This window comes from Bifidobacterium avesanii (genome assembly GCF_009299475.1).
GTDB lineage: Bacteria > Actinomycetota > Actinomycetes > Actinomycetales > Bifidobacteriaceae > Bifidobacterium > Bifidobacterium avesanii.
On record NZ_WBSN01000002.1, the window covers coordinates 74,220 to 94,286 of the forward strand.

At 64.7% G+C, this 20,067-nt stretch carries 12 protein-coding genes and 1 tRNA gene; 3 read left to right on the plus strand and 10 right to left on the minus strand.

The window, feature by feature from the left end; translation table 11 throughout:
* From ribF to nusA, 5 genes are all read right to left on the minus strand, one after another.
* Positions 1 to 1,191, minus strand: coding sequence for a bifunctional riboflavin kinase/FMN adenylyltransferase (gene ribF, locus DSM100685_RS01885; protein WP_152349677.1), 1,191 nt, complete (start codon positions 1,189 to 1,191; stop codon positions 1 to 3).
* Positions 1,192 to 1,236: 45 nt separating this feature from the next.
* Complete coding sequence (truB, locus tag DSM100685_RS01890; RefSeq protein WP_240811870.1) at positions 1,237 to 2,298, minus strand: tRNA pseudouridine(55) synthase TruB; 1,062 nt, start codon at positions 2,296 to 2,298, stop codon at positions 1,237 to 1,239.
* Between the two features lie 350 nt (positions 2,299 to 2,648).
* The gene (gene rbfA / locus DSM100685_RS01895; protein ID WP_152349679.1) at positions 2,649 to 3,212 is read right to left on the minus strand and encodes a 30S ribosome-binding factor RbfA; all 564 of its coding nucleotides are present in this window, start codon (positions 3,210 to 3,212) and stop codon (positions 2,649 to 2,651) included.
* Between the two features lie 577 nt (positions 3,213 to 3,789).
* Positions 3,790 to 6,630: a translation initiation factor IF-2 gene (gene infB, locus DSM100685_RS01900; RefSeq protein ID WP_152349680.1), complete on the minus strand. Its 2,841-nt coding sequence runs from the start codon at positions 6,628 to 6,630 to the stop codon at positions 3,790 to 3,792.
* Between the two features lie 379 nt (positions 6,631 to 7,009).
* The gene (nusA, locus tag DSM100685_RS01905; protein WP_152349681.1) at positions 7,010 to 8,053 is read right to left on the minus strand and encodes a transcription termination factor NusA; all 1,044 of its coding nucleotides are present in this window, start codon (positions 8,051 to 8,053) and stop codon (positions 7,010 to 7,012) included.
* Positions 8,054 to 8,180: 127 nt separating this feature from the next.
* On the opposite strand from nusA, the gene DSM100685_RS01910 reads away from it, so the two are divergent.
* Both DSM100685_RS01910 and DSM100685_RS01915 read left to right on the plus strand, forming a co-directional pair.
* Positions 8,181 to 9,119, plus strand: a complete 939-nt coding sequence (locus tag DSM100685_RS01910; RefSeq protein WP_152349682.1) for a hypothetical protein — start codon at positions 8,181 to 8,183, stop codon at positions 9,117 to 9,119.
* A 272-nt stretch (positions 9,120 to 9,391) separates the two neighbouring features.
* Positions 9,392 to 9,480 (plus strand) — tRNA-Ser (locus tag DSM100685_RS01915).
* Between the two features lie 1,334 nt (positions 9,481 to 10,814).
* On the opposite strand, the gene DSM100685_RS01920 is transcribed toward DSM100685_RS01915, so the two are convergent.
* The 4 genes from DSM100685_RS01920 to DSM100685_RS10925 all read right to left on the minus strand — a co-directional run bounded on the left by DSM100685_RS01920 (position 10,815) and on the right by DSM100685_RS10925 (position 16,158).
* Positions 10,815 to 13,550 (minus strand): polyribonucleotide nucleotidyltransferase, encoded by a 2,736-nt coding sequence (locus tag DSM100685_RS01920; RefSeq protein WP_152349683.1) that lies wholly within the window; start codon positions 13,548 to 13,550, stop codon positions 10,815 to 10,817.
* Positions 13,551 to 13,792: 242 nt separating this feature from the next.
* A complete protein-coding gene (gene rpsO / locus DSM100685_RS01930; protein ID WP_152349684.1) occupies positions 13,793 to 14,062 on the minus strand; it encodes a 30S ribosomal protein S15 in 270 nt (89 codons plus the stop codon).
* Between the two features lie 585 nt (positions 14,063 to 14,647).
* Positions 14,648 to 15,343: a hypothetical protein gene (locus DSM100685_RS01935; protein WP_152349685.1), complete on the minus strand. Its 696-nt coding sequence runs from the start codon at positions 15,341 to 15,343 to the stop codon at positions 14,648 to 14,650.
* Positions 15,344 to 15,423: 80 nt separating this feature from the next.
* Complete coding sequence (locus DSM100685_RS10925; protein ID WP_239512615.1) at positions 15,424 to 16,158, minus strand: HTH domain-containing protein; 735 nt, start codon at positions 16,156 to 16,158, stop codon at positions 15,424 to 15,426.
* A gap of 578 nt (positions 16,159 to 16,736) precedes the next feature.
* Here DSM100685_RS10925 and DSM100685_RS01945 point away from each other — a divergent pair.
* The gene (locus DSM100685_RS01945; protein WP_152349686.1) at positions 16,737 to 18,131 is read left to right on the plus strand and encodes an ATP-binding protein; all 1,395 of its coding nucleotides are present in this window, start codon (positions 16,737 to 16,739) and stop codon (positions 18,129 to 18,131) included.
* A 400-nt stretch (positions 18,132 to 18,531) separates the two neighbouring features.
* On the opposite strand, the gene DSM100685_RS01950 is transcribed toward DSM100685_RS01945, so the two are convergent.
* The gene (locus DSM100685_RS01950; RefSeq protein WP_152349687.1) at positions 18,532 to 19,965 is read right to left on the minus strand and encodes an FRG domain-containing protein; all 1,434 of its coding nucleotides are present in this window, start codon (positions 19,963 to 19,965) and stop codon (positions 18,532 to 18,534) included.
* Positions 19,966 to 20,067 lie beyond the last annotated feature (102 nt).

Sequence of the window (20,067 nt, forward strand, 5' to 3'; positions counted from 1 at the left end):
TCACTCGGCGGTGAGGCGCTTGGTTTCCTCCACGTTGCGCTTGAGTTCGGCGACCAGTTCGTCGGCGCCGTCGAAGCGGATCTGCGGGCGCAGATAGCCCACGAACTCCACGCGCACCCGGTGGCCGTACAGGTCCAGCCAGTCGTCGGACACCGCGTACGCCTCGACCACGCGCTCGTGGCGGCCGGTCTTCTCGCTGAACGTGGGCTTGGTACCGATCGAGATCGCGGCGGGCCAGCGCCACGGCGAACCGGCGGCCAGACGGGACTGCTCGTTGAGCTCCCCCGCATCCCCGTCGTCGTCCGGACCCATATCCACGAGCCAGCCGGCGTACACGCCGTCCACGGGCAGGTAGCCGGCGATCTCATCGCCGAGGTTCGCGGTCGGGAAGCCGATGGTCCGCCCGCGCTCCTCGCCGTGCACCACCGTGCCCTCGACGGCGTGCGGATGACCGAGCACTTCGGCGGCGTCGCGCACGCGGCCCTGCGAGAGCAGCCAGCGCACGTTGGTGGAGCTCCACACGCGGGTGAGCTTGGCGTTGTGGGCCTTGCTCCACGCGCGCAGCTCCGCCTTGCTCAGTCCGGCCAGCGGGTCGGCGGGCTCGCCGTGGACCTCCGGCATGCGCGGTTCGATCACGGCCGGCACGCGCACGTAGCCGGGGCCGCGGTCGTCCACCACGTCGAGCTCGAACACGCCGGTGCCCTCGGCGAGCGTGCGGATGGCCTTCACGTCGCCCGCGCGTCCGGCGCCCATGGCGGCGTCCTGGCCGAGCACGAGCGTGCGCATGCCCAGCTTGCCCACCATCTGCCCCAGGAAGAACCGGTACGACTTGGCGGCGAACGCCAGCGTGTAGCGCACCACGAGCACGTAGTCCACGCCCATCGCGCGCATCATGCGGATGCGCTCGTCGGCGTCGGTCAGCGCGTCGGCGTCCGCCACGCCCTCCCCCGGCTCCTCGCCGCCGTGCGCCTTGGCCCAGCCGTGCACGAGCGCCGGACGCGGGTCGAACAGCACCACGGCGGACAGTGCGCCGTACTTGCCGGCGAGCTCCACCACGCGGCTGACCACCGCCTGATGCCCCCGGTGCATCCCGTCGAACACGCCGACGGTCACCACGGATTTCTTCGCCGCGCTCAGCGTGGGCCATGCCACGAGCCCGGTGGCGTCGGGGGTCAGTCTGATGATCTTCATCCGTTCGTTCCTTCTTGCTGGGTATTTGGTCTGATGGGCGGCGGGCTACGCCGCGAACACGGTGACGGGTTTGGCCTGATGCGCGTTGGCGCGGTCGACGATCGCCACGAGGTCGTCGCCGGCGATGGCCGCGGCGGGCTGCGCGATCGCACGCTCGATGCGCCGGCCGAAGCGCAGTTCGCGGGCTTCGTCGTCGGTGATCTCAAGGCTCGGCATGCACAGGCGCGCGGCGTCGGCGGCGGGCAGGGCGCGGTCGATGAGGGCCAGCGCGCGGGCGGCGCCGGTCGAGGCGGGCTGGTTCCCGGACGGACCGGGCAGGCCGCCGGGCAACTCGCCGGGCAGGTCCAGCACGGCCCGGTTGCGGGTGACGGTCTCGCCCTCGCGGTTGGTGAAGGCCCTCTCCTCCGTGTGGGCGTGCACCACATGCGCGGCGATCGCGGGGTCGGACAGGTCGAACCGGCCCACGCGCGTGCGGCGCAGACGGGTCAGGTGGCCGCCGACGCCGAGCATGTCGCCCAAATCGCGGGCGAGGGCGCGGATGTACGTGCCGGACGAGCAGTCCACGCGCACGTCGAGGTCGGTCACCGGCGTGCCGTCGGCCGCTGTCAGCCCCTCGCGCGCGGCGAGCACGTCGAACGCGCGGATGGTGACCGGGCGGGCCTCAAGCTCCACGTCCTTGCCCTCGCGCGCGAGGTCGTAGGCGCGCTGGCCGTGGATTTTGATGGCCGAGTAGGCGTTGGGCACCTGCATGATTTCGCCGGTCAGTCGTTCGGCGATGGTGCGCTTGATGGTCGCAAGGTCCGGCAGCGCGGCCGGGCGCGTCTCGGAGGGTTGCGGCTCGATGATCTCGCCGTCGGCGTCGTCGGTCGTGGTGCGCTGGCCGAGGCGGATCGTGGCCTCGTAGGTTTTGTCGTGCCCGACGATCGGGTTGAGCAGACGGGTGACCGCGCCGAAGCCGACGATGAGCACGCCGGTGGCCATCGGGTCGAGCGTGCCGGCGTGGCCGACCTTCTTGAGGTGCAGCGCGCCGCGCACGGCCGCCACCACGTCGAAGCTGGTGACGCCCTGCGGCTTGTCGATGATCAGCAGACCTGAAGTGTCCGGCACGGTGCTCCTTGCTCGTATGTGTTGTGCTGTTGCGTTGATTGGCGCTTGGTGTTTTTGCAGCTTGCTGCTGTGTGGTGCGGCGCGCGACGGCGCGTGTGCTGAGCGGTGCATGCTGAGTGGTGCGCGGTGCGCGGCCGCTGCGCCTTTTGTCCGGCACCGCAGGGGAAGTACCTGTTCCCCGTCTTCTCCGAGGAACGTCCGTCTCCCCGTCATCCGCCGTGCGGCGCGCCCAGCCCGTCATCCTCCCTCGAACGAAGGCGGGGGCACCGCGGGCGAAGGGCTCTTCGGTCCCACACCCGCGACCCGCGCATTCCGCGCGGGATGCCGGGAAGCGCGCTCAGGCCGTCGGATTACTCCTCGGACTCAGCGGCTTCGGACCCGTCGGCCTCGGACTCGGCGGACTCCGTCTCGGGCTCCTCGTCCTCGGCATCATCCCAATCGTCGTCGTCCTCGTCGTCCCAATCATCATCCTCGTCGCGCTCCTCGGGATGCTTGTACGGGTCGGCGTCGCCGGCGTACTGCGCGGTTTCGCGCGCGCGGGCCAGCTCCTCGTCGCGCTTGCGGGCCACGGCGAGGATGTCCTCGATCTCGGTGGCCTCGCCCGGCACCTCGTCAAACACGAACTGCAGCTGCGGGGTCAGACGCAGACCGGCCTTGGCGCCGACGAGCGAGCGCAGACGACCCTTGGCCTGTTCGAGGGCCTGCTTGGCGCGCTGGCGCTCGCCCTCCTCCTTGCCGGTGTGGCCGAGCTGGGTCCAGTAGACCCTGGCGATCTGAAGGTCGTTGGTCACGCGCACCTCGGTGATGGTCACGTTCGCGAGGCGCTTGTCGTGCAGCTGCATCTCCATGTTGGATGCGATCACGCGCTGGATCAGGGCCGCGATGCGCGCCGCGCGGGGATTGGTTCCTGCCATAAGTCGTTCCTTAAGTCGTTACGTCGTTCATGTGCCGTGATTGCTCAATCACGCTTTACCATAATCGCCAACAGTCTACCCGTGCCGCCGTACCGCATCCGATTCGCTCAATCCTCGTCCGTCCACGTGCGGATTGAGCGAATCCAGTGCCTTGGACGCCAAAACCGACCACAGCACATCCAATATGCTCAATCCACGAAAACATGACTGCGGATTGAGCGAATCCAGTGCATAAACCGAGTTAAGGACCCTCCGCCATACGCCAATCGCTCAATCCACGGAAGCATGCCCGTCGTTTGAGCGAATCGAGTGCCGGCCACAAGCAACCAGCCACAGGTGCCCAATCACAAACCGCCAGCCACAGACAACCAATCACAAACCGCCAGTCCCAAGCAGTCGGTCACAAGCAAGGGGCGCAAGGAAAAAGAACATAGAAAAACAAAAGGGCGCCCGCACCGAATGAAACATCGGTGTGGGCGCCCGGGCGATCACGCGAGCAGCTCGATCACGCGAGCAGCTCAATCGTCTGACCAGTCCGATCAGATAACCAGTCCGATCAGCCGATCAAACCAAGCGGCTACTTGCGCTCGACCTCCTGCATCTCGAACGTCTCGATGACGTCGCCGATCTGGATGTCGTTGAAGGAGCCGAGGTTGATGCCGGCCTCGTAGCCTTCCTTGACGGACTGCACGTCGTCCTTGAAACGACGCAGCGAGGAGATCTCCAGGTCGTTGACCGTGGCCACGCCGTTGCGCAGGATGCGGCACTTCGTACCGCGCTTGACCTCGCCGTCCTGCACCATGACGCCGGCGATGTTGCCGAACTTGGAGGAGCGGAAGATCTCGCGGATCTCGGAGTGGGAGGTGACGACCTCCTCGAACTCCGGCTTGAGCATGCCCTTGAGGGATGCCTCGACGTCCTCGATGGCCTTGTAGATGATCGAGTAGTACTTGATCTCCACGCCCTCGCGGTCGGCGAGCTCCTGCACCTGACGGTTCGGGCGGACGTTGAAGCCGAGGATGACGGCCTTGTCCACGGAAGCCAGGTTGACGTCGTTCTGGGTGATGGCGCCGACGCCGCGGTGGATCACCTGGATGCCGACCTCGTCGGACACCTCGATCTTCATCAGGGAGTCCTCGAGCGCCTCGACGGAGCCGGAGGAATCGCCCTTGATGACGATGTTGAGCATGTCGACCTCGGCCTTGGCGAACTGCTCCTTGAGGCTCTCGAGCGAGACGACCTTGCGGCGCTTGGCCAGCTGGGCGGCGCGCTCGGTGGCCTGGCGCTTCTCGGCGATCTGGCGGGCCGTGCGGTCGTCGGAGGCGACGAGGAAGAGGTCGCCTGCGGTCGGCACGGACGTGAGGCCCAGCACCTGCACCGGGGTGGACGGGGTGGCCTCCTTCATGTGGTTGCCGTTCTCGTCCAGCATGGCGCGCACGCGGCCGTAGGAGGTGCCGGCGACGATCGCGTCGCCCACGTGCAGGGTGCCCTGCTGCACCAGAACGGTCGCCACGGCGCCGCGGCCCTTGTCGAGTCGCGCCTCGATGGTGGCGCCGCGGGCGTCCATGTCCGGGTTCGCGCGCAGATCCAGCTCGGCGTCGGCCGTGAGCAGCACGGCTTCGAGCAGCTTGTCCACGTTGGTGCCCTGCTTGGCGGAGATGTCCACGAACATGGTGTCGCCGCCGTACTCCTCGGGCACGAGGCCGTACTCGGTGAGCTGTCCGCGCACCTTCTCCGGGTTCGCGCCGGGCTTGTCGATCTTGTTGACGGCCACGACGATCGGCACGTGGGCCGCCTGCGCGTGGTTGATGGCCTCGACGGTCTGCGGCATCACGCCGTCGTCCGCGGCGACCACGATGATCGCCACGTCGGTGATCTCCGCGCCGCGGGCACGCATGGCGGTGAACGCCTCGTGGCCCGGGGTGTCGAGGAACGTGATCTTGCGCTTCTCGCCGTCAAGGTCGACGGTCACCTGATAGGCGCCGATGCGCTGGGTGATGCCGCCGGCCTCCTTCGCCACGACGTTGGTCTGGCGGATGCGGTCGAGCAGCTTGGTCTTGCCGTGGTCGACGTGGCCCATGACGGTGACGACCGGCGGACGCGGCTTGAGGTCCTCGTCCTCCTGCAGCTCCTCTTCGTCCAGGTTGATGTCGAACTGCTGGAGCAGCTCCTTGTCCTCCTCCTCGGCGGAGACGAGCTGGATGTTCCAGCCGATCTCCTCGCCCAGGATCTGGAACGTGGACTCGTCGAGGGACTGCGTGGCCGTGGCCATTTCGCCCAGATGGAACAGCACGGTCACCAGGGCGGCCGGGTTGACGTTGATCTTCTCCGCGAGGTCGGCGAGGGACGCGCCCTGACGCAGGCGGATGGTCTGGCCGTTGCCGCTGGGGATGCGCACGCCGCCGATGGTCGGCGCTTTCAGCTCCTCGTACTCATGACGCTTCGCGAGCCTGTTCTTGCGGGCCTTCGAGGACTTGCCGCCCTGACGGCCGAACGCGCCCGCGGCGCCGCCACGACCGCCGCGACCGCCGCGCGCGGGACCGTTGGAGGAACCCGAGCTCGGGAAGTTGCTGCCGCCCTGACCGCCGAAGCGGTTGCCGGCGCCCTGACCGGGACGACCCTGCGCGCCGCCCTGACCCGGACGGCTGTGGCCCCACTGGCCCGGCTTCGCGCCGGTGCCCTGACCGGGACGACCGCGGAATCCGCCGCGGCCGGCGCCGGCGCCCTGACCCGGACGGCCGCCGCGACGGTTGTCGTTCACGGTCGGACGCGCCATGGGATGCGGACGCGGGATGTCGCCCGGCGTGGGCGTGGTCATGCCCTGACGGCGGCTGAACGGGTTGTTGCCCGGACGCGGGGCGCCTGCGCCGGCGCCGTGGTTCGCACCGTGCGGACGCGGGCCCGGCGTGGCGTTGCCGCCGCGGGGACGCGGGATGTTCGGCACGGCGTTGCCATGCTCGCGCTCGCCGCGCTCATTGCGCTCATTGCGGCCATCGCGGCCATCGTGCTGGCGCGGGCCGGGACGACCGCCCTGACCCTGATGGCGGCGGTCATTGCGCTCATTGCGCTCGTTGCGGCCATCGCGGCCATCGCCGGGCTGATGCGGGTGCGGCGCGGCCGGACGAGGGCCGGGACGCATGCCCGGGGTCGCGGCGGGACGGGGCTGGCCCGGCTTCGCCTGCTGCTGCGGACGCGGCGAGGGCGCGGCGGGCTTGCGGCCTCCGTTGCCGTTGCTGCCGCCCTTGGATGCGTTCGGATTCGACTGCGGGAACGCCTCCTTGAGCCTGCGGACCACAGGCGCCTCCACGGTGGAGGAAGCGGACTTGACGAACTCACCCATGTCCTTGAGCTTCTCGAGGACGGTCTTGCTGTCCACGCCAAGCGCCTTGGCTAATTCATATACGCGTGCTTTGGGCACTAATTTCTCCTATCCATCAGCCACGCGTAGGTTCGGCGCGGCTATCGTCCGATGACGGTGATGCGTTTCTCACTCATCGTGCGACCATGATCGTGGTGTACCTCATATCTCTGTGCCGAGTCAGGGCATAGTGCACCCTTTTCGGATACCGAATCATGAGCATACTCGAGTGGCTGGATGATCGACGCGCCGTGTTGGCACGGAAAAAGCCGCCGTCCGTGACTGCGATCAACGGCAATCGACTGCAATCAACTGGACGGCGGAACGAAGGAAGACGGGCCGGTCTGCTGGCGGGGCCGTGCGGCGGAAACGTGCGGAGAAGCAACATTCCCGAGACCGTCGCGCAGGCTTATGCGCAGACCTATGCCCCGGCCCCGGCTTACTCGGCCTTGGGCTGCTGCTCCTGAGCCTTCACCTTGGCGGCGTGGGCCTCGGCGGATTCGATGCCGATCTTCCAGCCGGTGAGCTTGGCGGCCAGACGCGCGTTCTGCCCCTCCTTGCCGATGGCCAGCGAGAGCTGGTCGTCATGGATGAAGGCGATGGCGGTCTTGTTCTTCTCGCTGATCACCTGCACGCCGGTCGCCACGGCCGGGGACAGGGCGGCGGCCACGAACTTGGCCGGATCGCTGGACCAGTCGACGATGTCGATCTTCTCCGGGCCGAGGTTCTCCATGACCGCGCGCACGCGGGCGCCGCCGGGGCCGATCAGCGCGCCCTTGGGGTTGACGCCCTCGGTGTTGGCGCGCACCGCGATCTTGGTGCGGGCGCCGGCCTCGCGGGCGATCGCCATGATCGACACGGCGCCGGAGACCAGCTCCGGGACCTCGCGCTCGAACAGGCGGCGCACCAGCTCCGGGTGGGAACGGGAGACCACGATCTCCGGGCCCTTCAAGCCGCGGGCCACGTTCACCACGTACACGCGCAGACGCTCGCCGTGGCGGTAGCGCTCCCCCGGCACCTGCTCGCGGCGGGGCAGGATGGCCTCGACGTCGCCGATGGCGATGTGCACGTTGGACGGATCCTTGACGTCCTGCTGCACGATGCCGGTGACGAGCTTGCCCTTCTGACCGGAGAACGCGCCGAAGACCTTCTCGTCCTCGACCTTGCGGAACAGCTGGGTGAACACCTGACGCGCGGTCGCGGCGGCCAGACGGCCGAAGTCCTTCGGGGTGTCGTCGTATTCCTCGCCCAGCTTCGGGGCCGGATGCGGGTCCTCCTCGGTGGGCTCGACGGGCTCCTCGTCACGCGCCCACACGGTGAACGTGCCGGCGCGGTCGTCCAGCTCCACGCGCGCGTGCTTGGCCGGATGGGGCGTCTTCTGATACGCCATGAGCAGCGCCTCGGAAAGCGCCGAATCCAAAGTTTCCCGATCGATCCCCTGCTCCACGGCCAACTGGTGCATGCTTGCCAGGTCTAGTTCCATCTTCGAAGACCTCCTTATGAAGTTATTGCCGCCTACCGTTCCCTGCGGTCTGTAATGGCTATTAGTCTAACGATTCATGGAGACACGTACGGTTTGGGGAAGGCATGCTTTGCGGACGGCGATACGGGTGACGGCTGTGATCGCGGCCGTGGGCATGGTCGCCGCGGCCTCGGCGTGTTCCGCGGTTCCACGCGTGTCCGGCGGTCTTGAGGCCGCCATGACGCCCAGCCCGTGCGAGCAGTCGCTGGCCGACGCCGAGGACGCCCGCGCCGGCGCGTTTGCGGGCGCGAACCCCTCCTACGTGCGCTACCGCGAGGCCGCCCGCGCCGCCGTGCTGTGGCGCGACGCCGCGGTCGCATGCCCCGGCCGGTTCGCCGAGGGCGTGCTGGAGAGCGGTCGGATGAGCCACCGCGCCGCGCAGCTGGCGGGCAGGCTTCGTGTCGAGTATTCCTCCCCCGCCGACCGAACGACGATCGACGAGCACACGGAGGTGAAGCTGTCCGCCGCACAGGCCGCGGGGCTCGCGCTCGCGCAGGACCGCGCCGGATTCGCCATGGAGATCTTGTCCGCCAAGCTCAAGTCCGATCCCACGCTGCTCACGCTGAGCGACCGGCACAAGGCGCTCGGCTCCGGGTTCGCCGCGCATGCCTCGTCCGGGGATGCCGGATCTGATGGCAGCGGGAATGGCAACGGGAACGGCAGCAGCGACACGCGGCAGAAGGTCTATTCGGTGCAGCGGCTGCTCACCGACCCGTCCACGACCGTCGACGACGCGAACGGACTGCGCGCCAGCACCTCCGCCGTGGTGGAGATGGACGCCGTGCGCGAGCAGTTGCAGGCGCTGGCCGGGGACGGCGAAAACGGGAGCGGGAGCGACGGGGACATCGTCATCTCCGACGCTTCCACCGCCACCACGCTTGCCGCGCTGCTGAGCGAGGAGGCCGCGCAGGCGTTCGCGCTCGGCTACCCCACGTATGACGCTGCGTTGTTTACTGGCGCTGCCGGGGTTGTCGGTTCGGTTGACGCGGCCGGCGCGGCTGGCGCTTCCGGCGTTCAGGCCCGCTGACCCCGCAAATTCCCCACGGGCGCAGCTCAGTTCCAGCATTCAGACCCATTGGCACCACGAGTTCCATGGGCGCATCCGACATTCAGACCTCGTTGACGCCGCGAGTCTCCTGCGGCGCGCTGCGTCGTCTAAAGCCCGTTGCTGTCATGAATCTCCATGGACGATGGACGTATCCCGTGGATTCCGTCACTTCCGCCACGCTGACGAACAATCGAGTTGCCAAATCCCGATTCTGTGGCATAATGGACAAGTTGCTTGAATGAGCAGCGCATGGATAAGTGTCCGAGCGGTCTAAGGAGCACGCCTCGAAAGCGTGTGAGGGCAACCCCCTCCGCGAGTTCGAATCTCGCCTTATCCGCCATGAGGGTTCCGGTCTTTCGATCGGAACCCTTTTTTCGTTGCGTGATATACGACGGACGACGGGCATTCGAATCGACCGTGTACACTGATGAGATCGGCTCGGACTCACCGATCCCCACCGCATGGCATGCGAGTCCGGTGACGCCCTATGTTAGTGACCACCACTATGTTCCATCTGTTCGCCTCTTTTCTGCCCAATTTGCGCGTGGAAATTGCAATATTGGGCAGGAACATGGGATTAGCGGGCTTCGCGAGGCTCTAAGACGACGCATCTGCCCAATATTGCAATCTGACGTCACAGATTGGGCAGGAACAGAAACAAGAACAGGACCAAAAAACGGAAACAGGACGTGCAGCAATGCACGCCAATAAAGATCGCACGACGCGCAAAAGGCGCACAGCGATATTGCGCGCGCGAATTACCGTCGTAAGCGTCAGGCCGTCGGGCACATCGGACCGGCGCACACGTCAGGAGCGGCGATGCGCATACCGGAACAATGCCGACCTCCGTGGTCAGATTTCGATGCCGTACTCGGTGTAGGCGTAGTTGTCGTAGACGTCGTCGAAGTGACGGGCGGACTCGTGATCGACGCTCGGATGATGGGCGTTGCTCTCCTGCATGATGGCTCCTTTCGCCAGCTTTGCATTGTCACCTTACGGAATAGCCGATCATGATGTCCGTTGTGCGTGCGTTCGGGAAACGGCGGATGAATTCGCGGGGAACGATGATCGCCACACTTGATTCGCTCAATCCGCGGCATTCCGAACAAGGATTGAGCGAATTAGATGCCGCAGGAGCCAAATTGGAACCATAGCGCACTGGATTCGCTCAATTTGCGTTGGGACAGCTGCAAAGTGAGCGGATTCAGTGCAGTAGCGCGCTGAAATGGTTCGTGACGCACTGGATTCGCTCAATCCGCAACATGGCGAATGCAGAATGAGCGAATCGAGTGCCAAACACTCCGGGACGGTATGCGCCGCACTGGATTCGCTCAATTTGCGATGGAAAGACGGTTAGCGGGGCCACGTGAAACAGAATAAGTGGGAATGATGCGTCCGATCGGATGAGAAAACCCACATACCCAGAAAACCCGCATACCCACATATGCGGAAAGGGCATGGATTCCGCGCATTGCAACGCGGGACCCATGCCCTTCATAGCGTCAATCAGCCCACGGTCATCTCACGGCCACTACGGCCGCGAGGGATCCGCGAGGGGACGATCAGTCCTCGAATGCCGAGCCGTCAAGCGGGGAATCCAGTGGATTCCCCGTAGGCGAGGCGAGCGGCCACCACGGACGCGAGAGATCCGCGAGGAAACGATCAGACAGCCGATCAGTCCTCGAACGGATCAAAGTCGCGACGGACGCGGCGGCGCGGACGCTCGGAACGCTCCTCGCGCTCCTCGCGGTACTCGTCGTAGTGGTCGTCGGTGGCGTAGCGCGGGTTGCGGCCGCCACGGCCACCGCGGGAGCCACGGTCGCGGCGATCGTCGCGGTCGTAGTCACGGTCGTCACGATCGGAGGAACGGCGGCGACGCGGACGATCATCGTAATCGCGGTCATCACGGTCGGAACGATCGGAACGGTCCGAACGGCGGTCGGAACGACGGTCATCGCGATCGTAGTCGCGGTCGTCGTCGTAGTCGTCGGAGCGGCGGCGACGCGGACGGTCGTCATAGTCGCGATCATCGCGGCGGTCGTCACGATCGGAACGGTCGGAACGGCGACGCGGACGGTCATCACGGTCGGAACGACGGTCATCGCGATCGCCGCGGCCGCCACGACGGCGGTCATCACGGTCGCCGCGGTCGGAACGACGGTCGTCACGGCCACCGCGGCCGCCACGGGCCGGAGCGGAGGATTCCTGATCCTCGAAGCCCGGAATGGCCAGGGAGATCTTGCCGCGGTCGTCCACGCCCTGCACGACCACCTCGACGGTGTCGCCCTCCTTGAGCACGTCCTCCACGGCGTCGATGCGCTCGCCGTTGGCGAGGTTGCGGATCTGGGAGATGTGCAGCAGGCCGTCGGTGCCCGGGGTGAGGTTCACGAAGGCGCCGAACGACGTGGTCTTGACGACCTTGCCGTTGTAGGTCTCGCCGGCCTCCGGCACGTGCGGGTTGGCGATGGAGTCGATGATCTGCTTGGCCTTCTCGGCGGCCTCGCCGCCTTCGGAGGAGATGTAGACGGTGCCGTCGTCCTCGATCGCGATCTCGGCGCCGGTGTCCTCCTGGATCTGGTTGATCATCTTGCCCTTCGGACCGATGACCTCGCCGATCTTCTCGACCGGAACGGTGGTGGTGATGATGCGCGGGGCGTACTCGCTCATCTCGGCCGGGCCGTCGATGCACTCGTTGATGACCTCGAGGATCGTGGCGCGGGCCTCCTTGGCCTGCTGCAGGGCGGCGGCCAGAATGTCGGCGGGGATGCCGTCGAGCTTGGTGTCGAGCTGCAGGGCGGTGATGAACTCGGAGGTGCCGGCCACCTTGAAGTCCATGTCGCCGAACGCGTCCTCGGCGCCCAGAATGTCGGTGAGGGTCTTGTAGACGTGCTGACCGTCCACGTCACCGGACACGAGACCCATGGCGATGCCCGCGACCGGGGCCTTCAGCGGCACGCCCGCGGCGAGCAGGGACAGGGTGGAGGCGCACACGGAGCCCATGGAGGTGGAGCCGTTGGAGCCGATGGCCTCGGAGACCTGGCGGATGGCGTACGGGAACTCCTCGCGGCTCGGCAGCACCGGGACGAGGGCCTTCTCGGCGAGGGCGCCGTGGCCGATCTCGCGGCGCTTCGGGGAGCCGACGCGGCCGGTCTCGCCGGTGGAGTACGGCGGCATCTCGTAGTTGTGCATGTAGCGCTTGGACTGCGGGCCGGACAGGGCGTCGATCTGCTGCTCCATCTTGAGCATGTTCAGCGTGGTGACGCCGAGCACCTGGGTCTCGCCGCGCTGGAACAGGGCGGAGCCGTGGACGCGCGGCACGATGTCCACTTCGGCGGACAGGGTGCGGATGTCCTTGAGGCCGCGGCCGTCGATGCGGTAGTCCTCGGTGAGGATGCGGCGGCGCACGATCTGGCGCTGCAGCTCCTTGAACGCGTTGCCGAGCTCCTTCTCCTTCTCGGCGTCGTCCATGTCGGTGAACTCGCCGGCGAGGACCTCGCGCACGTGCTCCTTGATCTCGTGGATGCGGTCCTGACGCGGCAGCTTCTCCGCGATGGACAGCGCCTCGTTGAGGTCGGCGTGGGCGATCTCGTCGATGCGGGCGTACAGCTCGTCGGTGTACTCCGGGAAGAGCTGGAACTCCTTGGTCTCCTTGGCGGCCTTGGCCTTGAGCTCGTTCTGGGCCTCGCAGATGACCTTGATGAACGGCTTGGCGGCCTCGAGGCCCTGGGCCACGACGGCCTCGTCCGGCTTGGTCTGGCCCTCGTCGTAGATGAGGTGCCAGGCGTTCTTGCCGGCGCCCGCCTCGATCATGGCGATGGCGACGTCGCCGCCCTCGATCACGCGGCCGGCGACCACGATCTCGAACACGGCGCGCTCGCGCTCGCTCCAGCGCGGGAAGGCGACCCACTGGCCGTCGATGAGCGCCAGACGCACGCCGGAGACCGGGCCCTCGAAGGGCAGGCCGGAGATCATGGTGGACGCGGAGGCGGCGTTCAGGGCGATGACGTCGTACGCGTCATCCGGGTTGACGGCGAGGATGGTTTCGACGACCTGCACCTCGTTGCGCAGCGTGTGCGGGAACAGCGGGCGCAGCGGGCGGTCGATGATGCGGCAGGCCAGAATGGCCTCGGAGCTCGGACGGCCCTCGCGGCGGAAGAAGGAGCCCGGGATCTTGCCCGCGGCGTACATCTTCTCCTCCACGTCCACGGTCAGCGGGAAGAAGTCGTAGTTCTCCTTCGGGCTGCTTCCGGCGGTGGTGGTGGACAGCACCATCGAATCGTCGTCAAGATAGGCGGCCACTGCCCCATCCGCCTGCTGGGCGAGACGACCCGTCTCGAAGCGCAGCGTGCGCTTGCCGAATGATCCATTGTCGATGACGGCCTCTACGGCCTTGATTTCGGGACCCTCCATGTCGGGGTTCCTCCTTTGTGTTCTGTTATTCAATACCTACTGCGGTTGTCCTCTTCAGCGGACGTGCTTCACATTCCCGTGCGGCCCCTTGGCCGTTTTCCTCGTGTCAACTCTTCCGGCGGGCCCCTCTATTCGCGACCGCACCCTGCGGCCCGACTCCCGGCCCATCTTCCTTGTTGCCGTTGGACGGCGATATGCAAAACGCCCGAGCACCATAGTAGGCGCTCGGGCGGAAGTATTGGCTATCGACGCAGACCAAGCTTCTCGATGAGAGCACGGTAGCGGTTGATGTCGACGCCCTTGAGGTAGTCGAGGAGACGACGACGGTCACCGATCATCAGCTGCATGCCGCGGCGGGAGTGGTGATCGTGCTTGTGCTGCTTGAGGTGCTCGGTCAGGTCGGAGATGCGCTTGGACAGCAGCGCGACCTGGACCTCCGGGGAGCCCGTGTCACCCTCATGGGTCGCGAACTTCGTGATGATCTCCTGCTTCTCAGCGTTAGAAAGTGCCACAGTTCCTCCTTATACAGTCCATGGCTGCGCGGTGCACCCGACGTTGTGCCGGGGCGCTCTCTATCCGCGGGCGAAACACGCCAACGAGATACTATACGAGACGGGGCGGACCGGCGACGCGCCGAGGCGTGCGGGGCAACTCGCCCATGCTCGAGCCGACAGGCAACGGACCGGCGTGCCGACTCATTCAGCTAATCCTCCCCGTTCCCCCATTTCTCCGTTCCCTCTTTCCGGCTGTTCTCCGACCTCCCGCCGCGGCCCCGGCACCCATATCCCGTTTACATTGACTGGTGACAGCGTGGGCACAATGTGGGCACAGCGTGGGCACATTGTCACCACCGGTGCAAAACATCATCTCGTCCCCGCCCTGGCAAGGCGGATGAGGGACGGATGATCAACGACAGGATGATCAACGACGGAATGAGGGATGGAAGCGAAGGACCAGACGCGGGATGAGCGAAGGACCGATGACGAACAATCGGAAAGACGGACGGACGAAGAACGAATGACGAGACAACGCTCGGATTGGTCTGCGACCGAACCGCGGCCGAACCGTGAGCGGCCGGGGCGTGTGCCGGCGACGGTTCACACCGTGGTGAGCAGGCCGCCGAAGAGCACGATGGCGAGGGCGATCATCTCGACCACGAAGAACAGGGAGAAGGCGGCCCAGCTGCGGGTGAGCACGTTGAGCGGCGAATCCTTGCGGATGAGCACCAGGATCGCCACGAACAGCAGGGCGAACGCCGCCACGCCGGCCCCGGCCGCGATGATGCCCAGATCGCCCGCGTTGGCCAGCTGCGCGTTGCGGCCGTACACCACGTAGGTGGCGTACCAGAAGTTGGAGCGCAGCAGGCATACGCCGGCCAGGAACTGCTCGGCGGCGAGCGCGATCACGAACACGAAGCGCCACACCCAGCGCTTGGTCTGCACCACCGCCATGCCGAGCCCGGTGAAGGCGAACAGGGTCACGGCCCACGACGCCAGCGCGATGCCGCGCGGCTCGAACATGTCCATGTGCGCCATCACCCAGCCGGTGTGGTTCATGGCGAGGTCGCGGCCCACCCCGTACGGCGCCACGACGGCGGCGAGCACGAGCGCGAAGAAGCCGATCCATGCGAGCGGGTGGAACCGGCGGCGCTCCACGTCGGCCAGCGACAGATCGGACTGGGGCTGCTTGGCGGCCGCCTCGAACAGTTCGTCGGAGCGCTCCTCGTCGGGGGTGACGGGGCCGCGTTCGCGCCCGTCATCGCGCCCATGCCGCGCAGCGTCTTCACCCGTCATTCCGCTTCGTCACTCCATCGCATCCATGTTTCGTTGCGTGGCGATTCTACATTTCTTTGCCGGCGAACGCCAATCGAGGGTCAGGCGTCCGGCTGCGCGGACTCGGCGGATGGCTGCGGATCGGACTGCGAGCCAGACTGCGGGGTGGCGTCCGGCGATGCGTCGGTCTGTGCTTCGGCGGCCCGCGAAACTTCGGAGTTTGGAACTTCAGGGTTCGAGACTTCAGCCTGTGAGTCGCCGGCGACCAGCGACCTGTCGATCCGCCTCCCGTCGGCGCGCATTCCGTCGGCGCGCTTGCCGTCGATCATCGCGCGCAGCATGTCCACCTGACGCTCCAGTTCGGCGATGCGGCGCACCTGCTGGGCGATCAGCAGGTCGCGCAGGTCCTCCACGCTTTCGCCGCCGACCGCCGGGAACACGATCGTGCGCCGGCCGGGTTCCAGATCGAAGCCCTCCGGATCGCTGGAGTGCAGGGATCGGATTTGGCTTTGAGGAGACACCCCCCCCCGCTTTTTCATGCCGTGGAGCTGGGCCGTGCGTTCCTTGGCGATGTCCTCGCCGCTCCCCCGTCGCGAGACCTCCTCGCGCCACCGTGCGAAGCACCGTTCGATGCGTTTGCTGCCCACCAAAGACGGATCCAGACCGGCTTCGCGGAACAGCTTGACCGGCGACGCGCCCTCCGCGTAGCGCCGCATGCAGTACTCCTTGAACGCGTTGGAGTACGTGATGCGCTTCGCGGTCGCCTCCACCACCGCAGGCAGGGACTTGAGATACGCGATCTCCTCCGAGCTGAACATTCCGCCTTTATTGCCCATGGTCTTCTCTCCACGATTCAGCCATCCGTCCGCGGTGCCCCATTGGTACGGCGTCCGGCTGTTTTCGGGGAATATGATAGTAATGCGAGGGGGCACACGTATACCCCCTAATAGGGTGATTTTCCCCGAGATTGCCGCGCGGTAGGAGCGTCCGACAACGGAAGAGGGATTTTCCACCGACGAACGGCGGAACGACAGCGATCGACAGGAAAAACCACGCTTCCGTTGTCAGACATCCGGCGCCGACCTTCCGGATTCCGGTTTTACAATTCTCCGCCAAATAATCGGCGTCATTTCGGCGGACAACGTCGGAATGACGCAGATTGCAAGGATAATCCCCCGAAAGTTTTGTCGGAGAGGAAAGGCATTCCCGGCCACGGGGCGATTCCCGACCACGGAAGCGGGATATTTCACCGGCGAATAGCGGAATGACACCGATCGACAAAGAAATACCCCGCTTCCGTGGTCGGAAGAACCGCAAGAAACCGTCAAAGCACTCCCGTTGCACAAATCTTTACCGAATTTGAGTAAAGATCAGGTACAATCTTTACTAAATATCAGTAAAGATTGGATCAGCCATGATGATGTCCTCCCTCATCGCCGAATACCTTGACTTCCGGATTCCGCCATACGTCCTGCGTCCCCAGGCCGACATCACCGTTCCTGCGCCGGCCCGCAACAATGTGATCACCACCATCACCGGCGTCAGACGCTGCGGGAAGACCTATGCGATGTATCAGCTGATGGACCGGCTCCTCAAATCCGGGGTGCCGCGCAGCCATCTCTTTCATTTCTCGTTCGACGACGAGCGCATCATGCCGTTCGAGGACCATACGCTCGCCAATCTGCTCGACGAGTACTACCGCATGGTGCCCGACGCCGTCAACGGGTGCTACCTGCTGTTCGACGAAATTCAGGAGGCCCCGTATTGGACGAACTTCGTGCGTCGGGTTGCGGAACAGCACAATGTCACCATCGTGCTCACCGGTTCGTCGTCCAAGCTGCTGTCGTCCGACATTCCGACCAATTTCCGCGGGCGATCGCTGTCCCGCGAGATGTGGCCGCTGAGTTTCGCCGAGTACTGCGCCTTCCAAAACGTGACGTCGGACGGCGTCGCCGGCGCCTATTCGCCCGCAACGCGACGCGGTCTACAGAACGCACTCGGCAGCTATCTGGATGTGGGAGGATTCCCCGCCGTGCAGCACATGGTAACGCTGGACCGCATGCGCCTGCTGCAGGGCTATGCCGACGAAATCGTCATCAAGGACGTGCTGGAGCGGTTCAACACCGCTTCGTTGCGAACTGCCGCACGGTTTTCGCGCACCGCATTGCGATCCACCGGGCTCAAATTCTCCGTCAACGCGCAGGTGAAAAGCATCCGGGGAACGGGCACGCCGATCTCCGCAGACAAGCTCTACGCCCTGCTCGACGACTTCGAGGACGCCCATCTGCTGTTCAAGGTGCGCGATTTCACGCTATCTCTGAAGGAGAATCCGAAGTCATCCTGCAAAGTGTATTCGGTCGATCCCGGACTGTCCCTTGCCGTGGCACCGGCCAGTCATCTGGACATTGGACAGAGGCTGGAGACCGCGGTGTTCGTGGAGCTGAAGCGCCGTTACGGGGAGAATCGGGACAATGTGATCTCCACTTATTCGGCGGCCAACTGCCCCGAAGTGGATTTCGTCATCGGCGACATCGCCAACGGCGAGCCCTATCAGCTCATTCAGGTGGCGGTCAGCGCCGGTCTTGGCGATTCGTCAGACGCCGGCGGCCAAAGCGGCAAAAAATACCGCAGCGAAGTCGGCAACCTCGCCGCGGCCATGGGCAACACGGGACTTCGCACAGGCACGCTGATCGTATTGAACGACGCATTGGACGGCCCGCGCAGGATCGCCGTCGATTCCGGCGTCATCACCGCGGTGCCCGCATGGCAGTGGATGCTGGGCGAGGGCTCCGAGGCGGATGCGGATTAAGCGGGACGAGCATGGCGGACGGGCCGGGCGGCTGGCTGCGGGGCTTGCCGCGAGGCCGACCACGGAGCCGACCACGGAAGCGGGAATTTTCGCTGGCGAATGGCGGAATGACGCCGATTGACGGGGAAATGTCGCGCTTCCGTGGTCGGCCGCCCGACGTTGGCCTTATGAATTCCGATTCCCCGACAAATAATCAACGGCATTTCGGCCGGCCGTGTTGGAATGATGCGGATTGCGCGGACAATTCCCCGGAAAATTTGCCGGGCGGGAAGTGCAGACGACCACGGAAGCGGGATATTTCACCGCCCGATGGCGGAATGACGCCGGTCGGCGAAGAAATACCCCGCTTCCGTGGTCTGAAACATCGTGAGACGACCGATTGCGACTAAGACGAACCGACTTATTTCGCTTCCATGCCGAACGTGCCATCGCCTAGAAAATCCCGGAATAACGTATCGGCCGTGATGTAGTTCTGCAAGCGTCCGAAACGCTTCAGAGCTTTCTTATTTTCAGCGTTTCCAAAATGCGGCCGTCCCTCATATTGCAATCGATACAACCGTTTCTCCCATTGCAAAAAGCCCCGGTCAACATCGCGAAGCTTTTGTCCATCGGAGAAGGATCGCTCCATCGTCGACGTTTCATCATCAAATTCCAGCAAGATACGTGTGCCGGGCTCCTTGGACTGTTTCGGATCCTTCGTATCACGGACATGTTCAATATTGAGGGACATACGAGCAACGGATTCAGCCGAGAGCGTAATATGTTCCCGTCCAGAGGATCTGGCATTGTGTCGCAAAGGCGGATAAATGCTCGACGGCGCGAACATTCCCGCCGAGCTCAGCCAGCGCAACACTGCAGCGGCTGGAATCTTGAACACACAGACCTGTGCCCCATCAACCATATCCTTCCCAGTCGCACTGACCACGGATTCGCTGGGGAGCCAAAGCAACCCGTGCTGCGCATGCGGACGCAAATAAAACGACGGAACCGCCTCGCGCATGTCGATCACGTATCCGCCACTGTATCGGGATAGGCCTTTGCGTCTCAGGCTGCTATCCGAATCGGATAAAGACGGCAACGGCGTTCCCGGCGAAATTGCATAGAGATACACATAATCCGAATATTGAGGGAAATCAACGGTATCGGGTATGTACACGGGAATGTTCTGGAATATTGGCGAGAGACAAGACTCCCTAGCTTTGGCATATCCCGAACCGACGGCGACACTCTCGGAACCAGGGTTCAGCTGCGGGACCGTGATTGGCTTTCCATACCGCACAAGTCCAAAAAACAGCGCATATGGCAACGACTCGGTCAAATCCAGCCATCGTGTTTCCGAGCCATAGTGCTGCAGCAACGGCTCGACGGCATACAAAGGAACCTCGTGGCAGACCAAACCATCTTCGCCGCTACCGATCATGACATCCTGCTGCAGCAGAATGCGTTCCCCATAATTTTTCAGGTCCGGCATCGGCCATTGTCCTGCCAACGCGATGGTCTCATAGATATACTTTCTCGCGTCGTCGTCCGATGCGAGGTGCAAACGTTTCTGCGTTGAGCTGCGGAGCAACGACGGTTGGGGGAACAATCTTCCACGATCCTCATAGATATCGTGCTGCCCCCGGAAAAACACCTTCCCTTCGGTGCTGTATTTTAAGTATCCAACCGCCTGAATAAGGGTATTGATATCCGACACTTCAAATACGTTCAGTTGCTCATCCGCCCAATAGCGGTCAAGAGCAATCTCGCCCATCCGCAAATCGCGTATCTTTGCCGCATCCCATTTCCCGGCCATCGCAACCCCATCCATACATTGGCGTTCTATGACACCCATGGTATCCATAAGTTCAACGCAGGAACAGTACATTCTCGAAATAGAAAAATGGGTCTGAATAACGGTTCATATCCGTCATTCAGACCCATGATGGGCGATTCA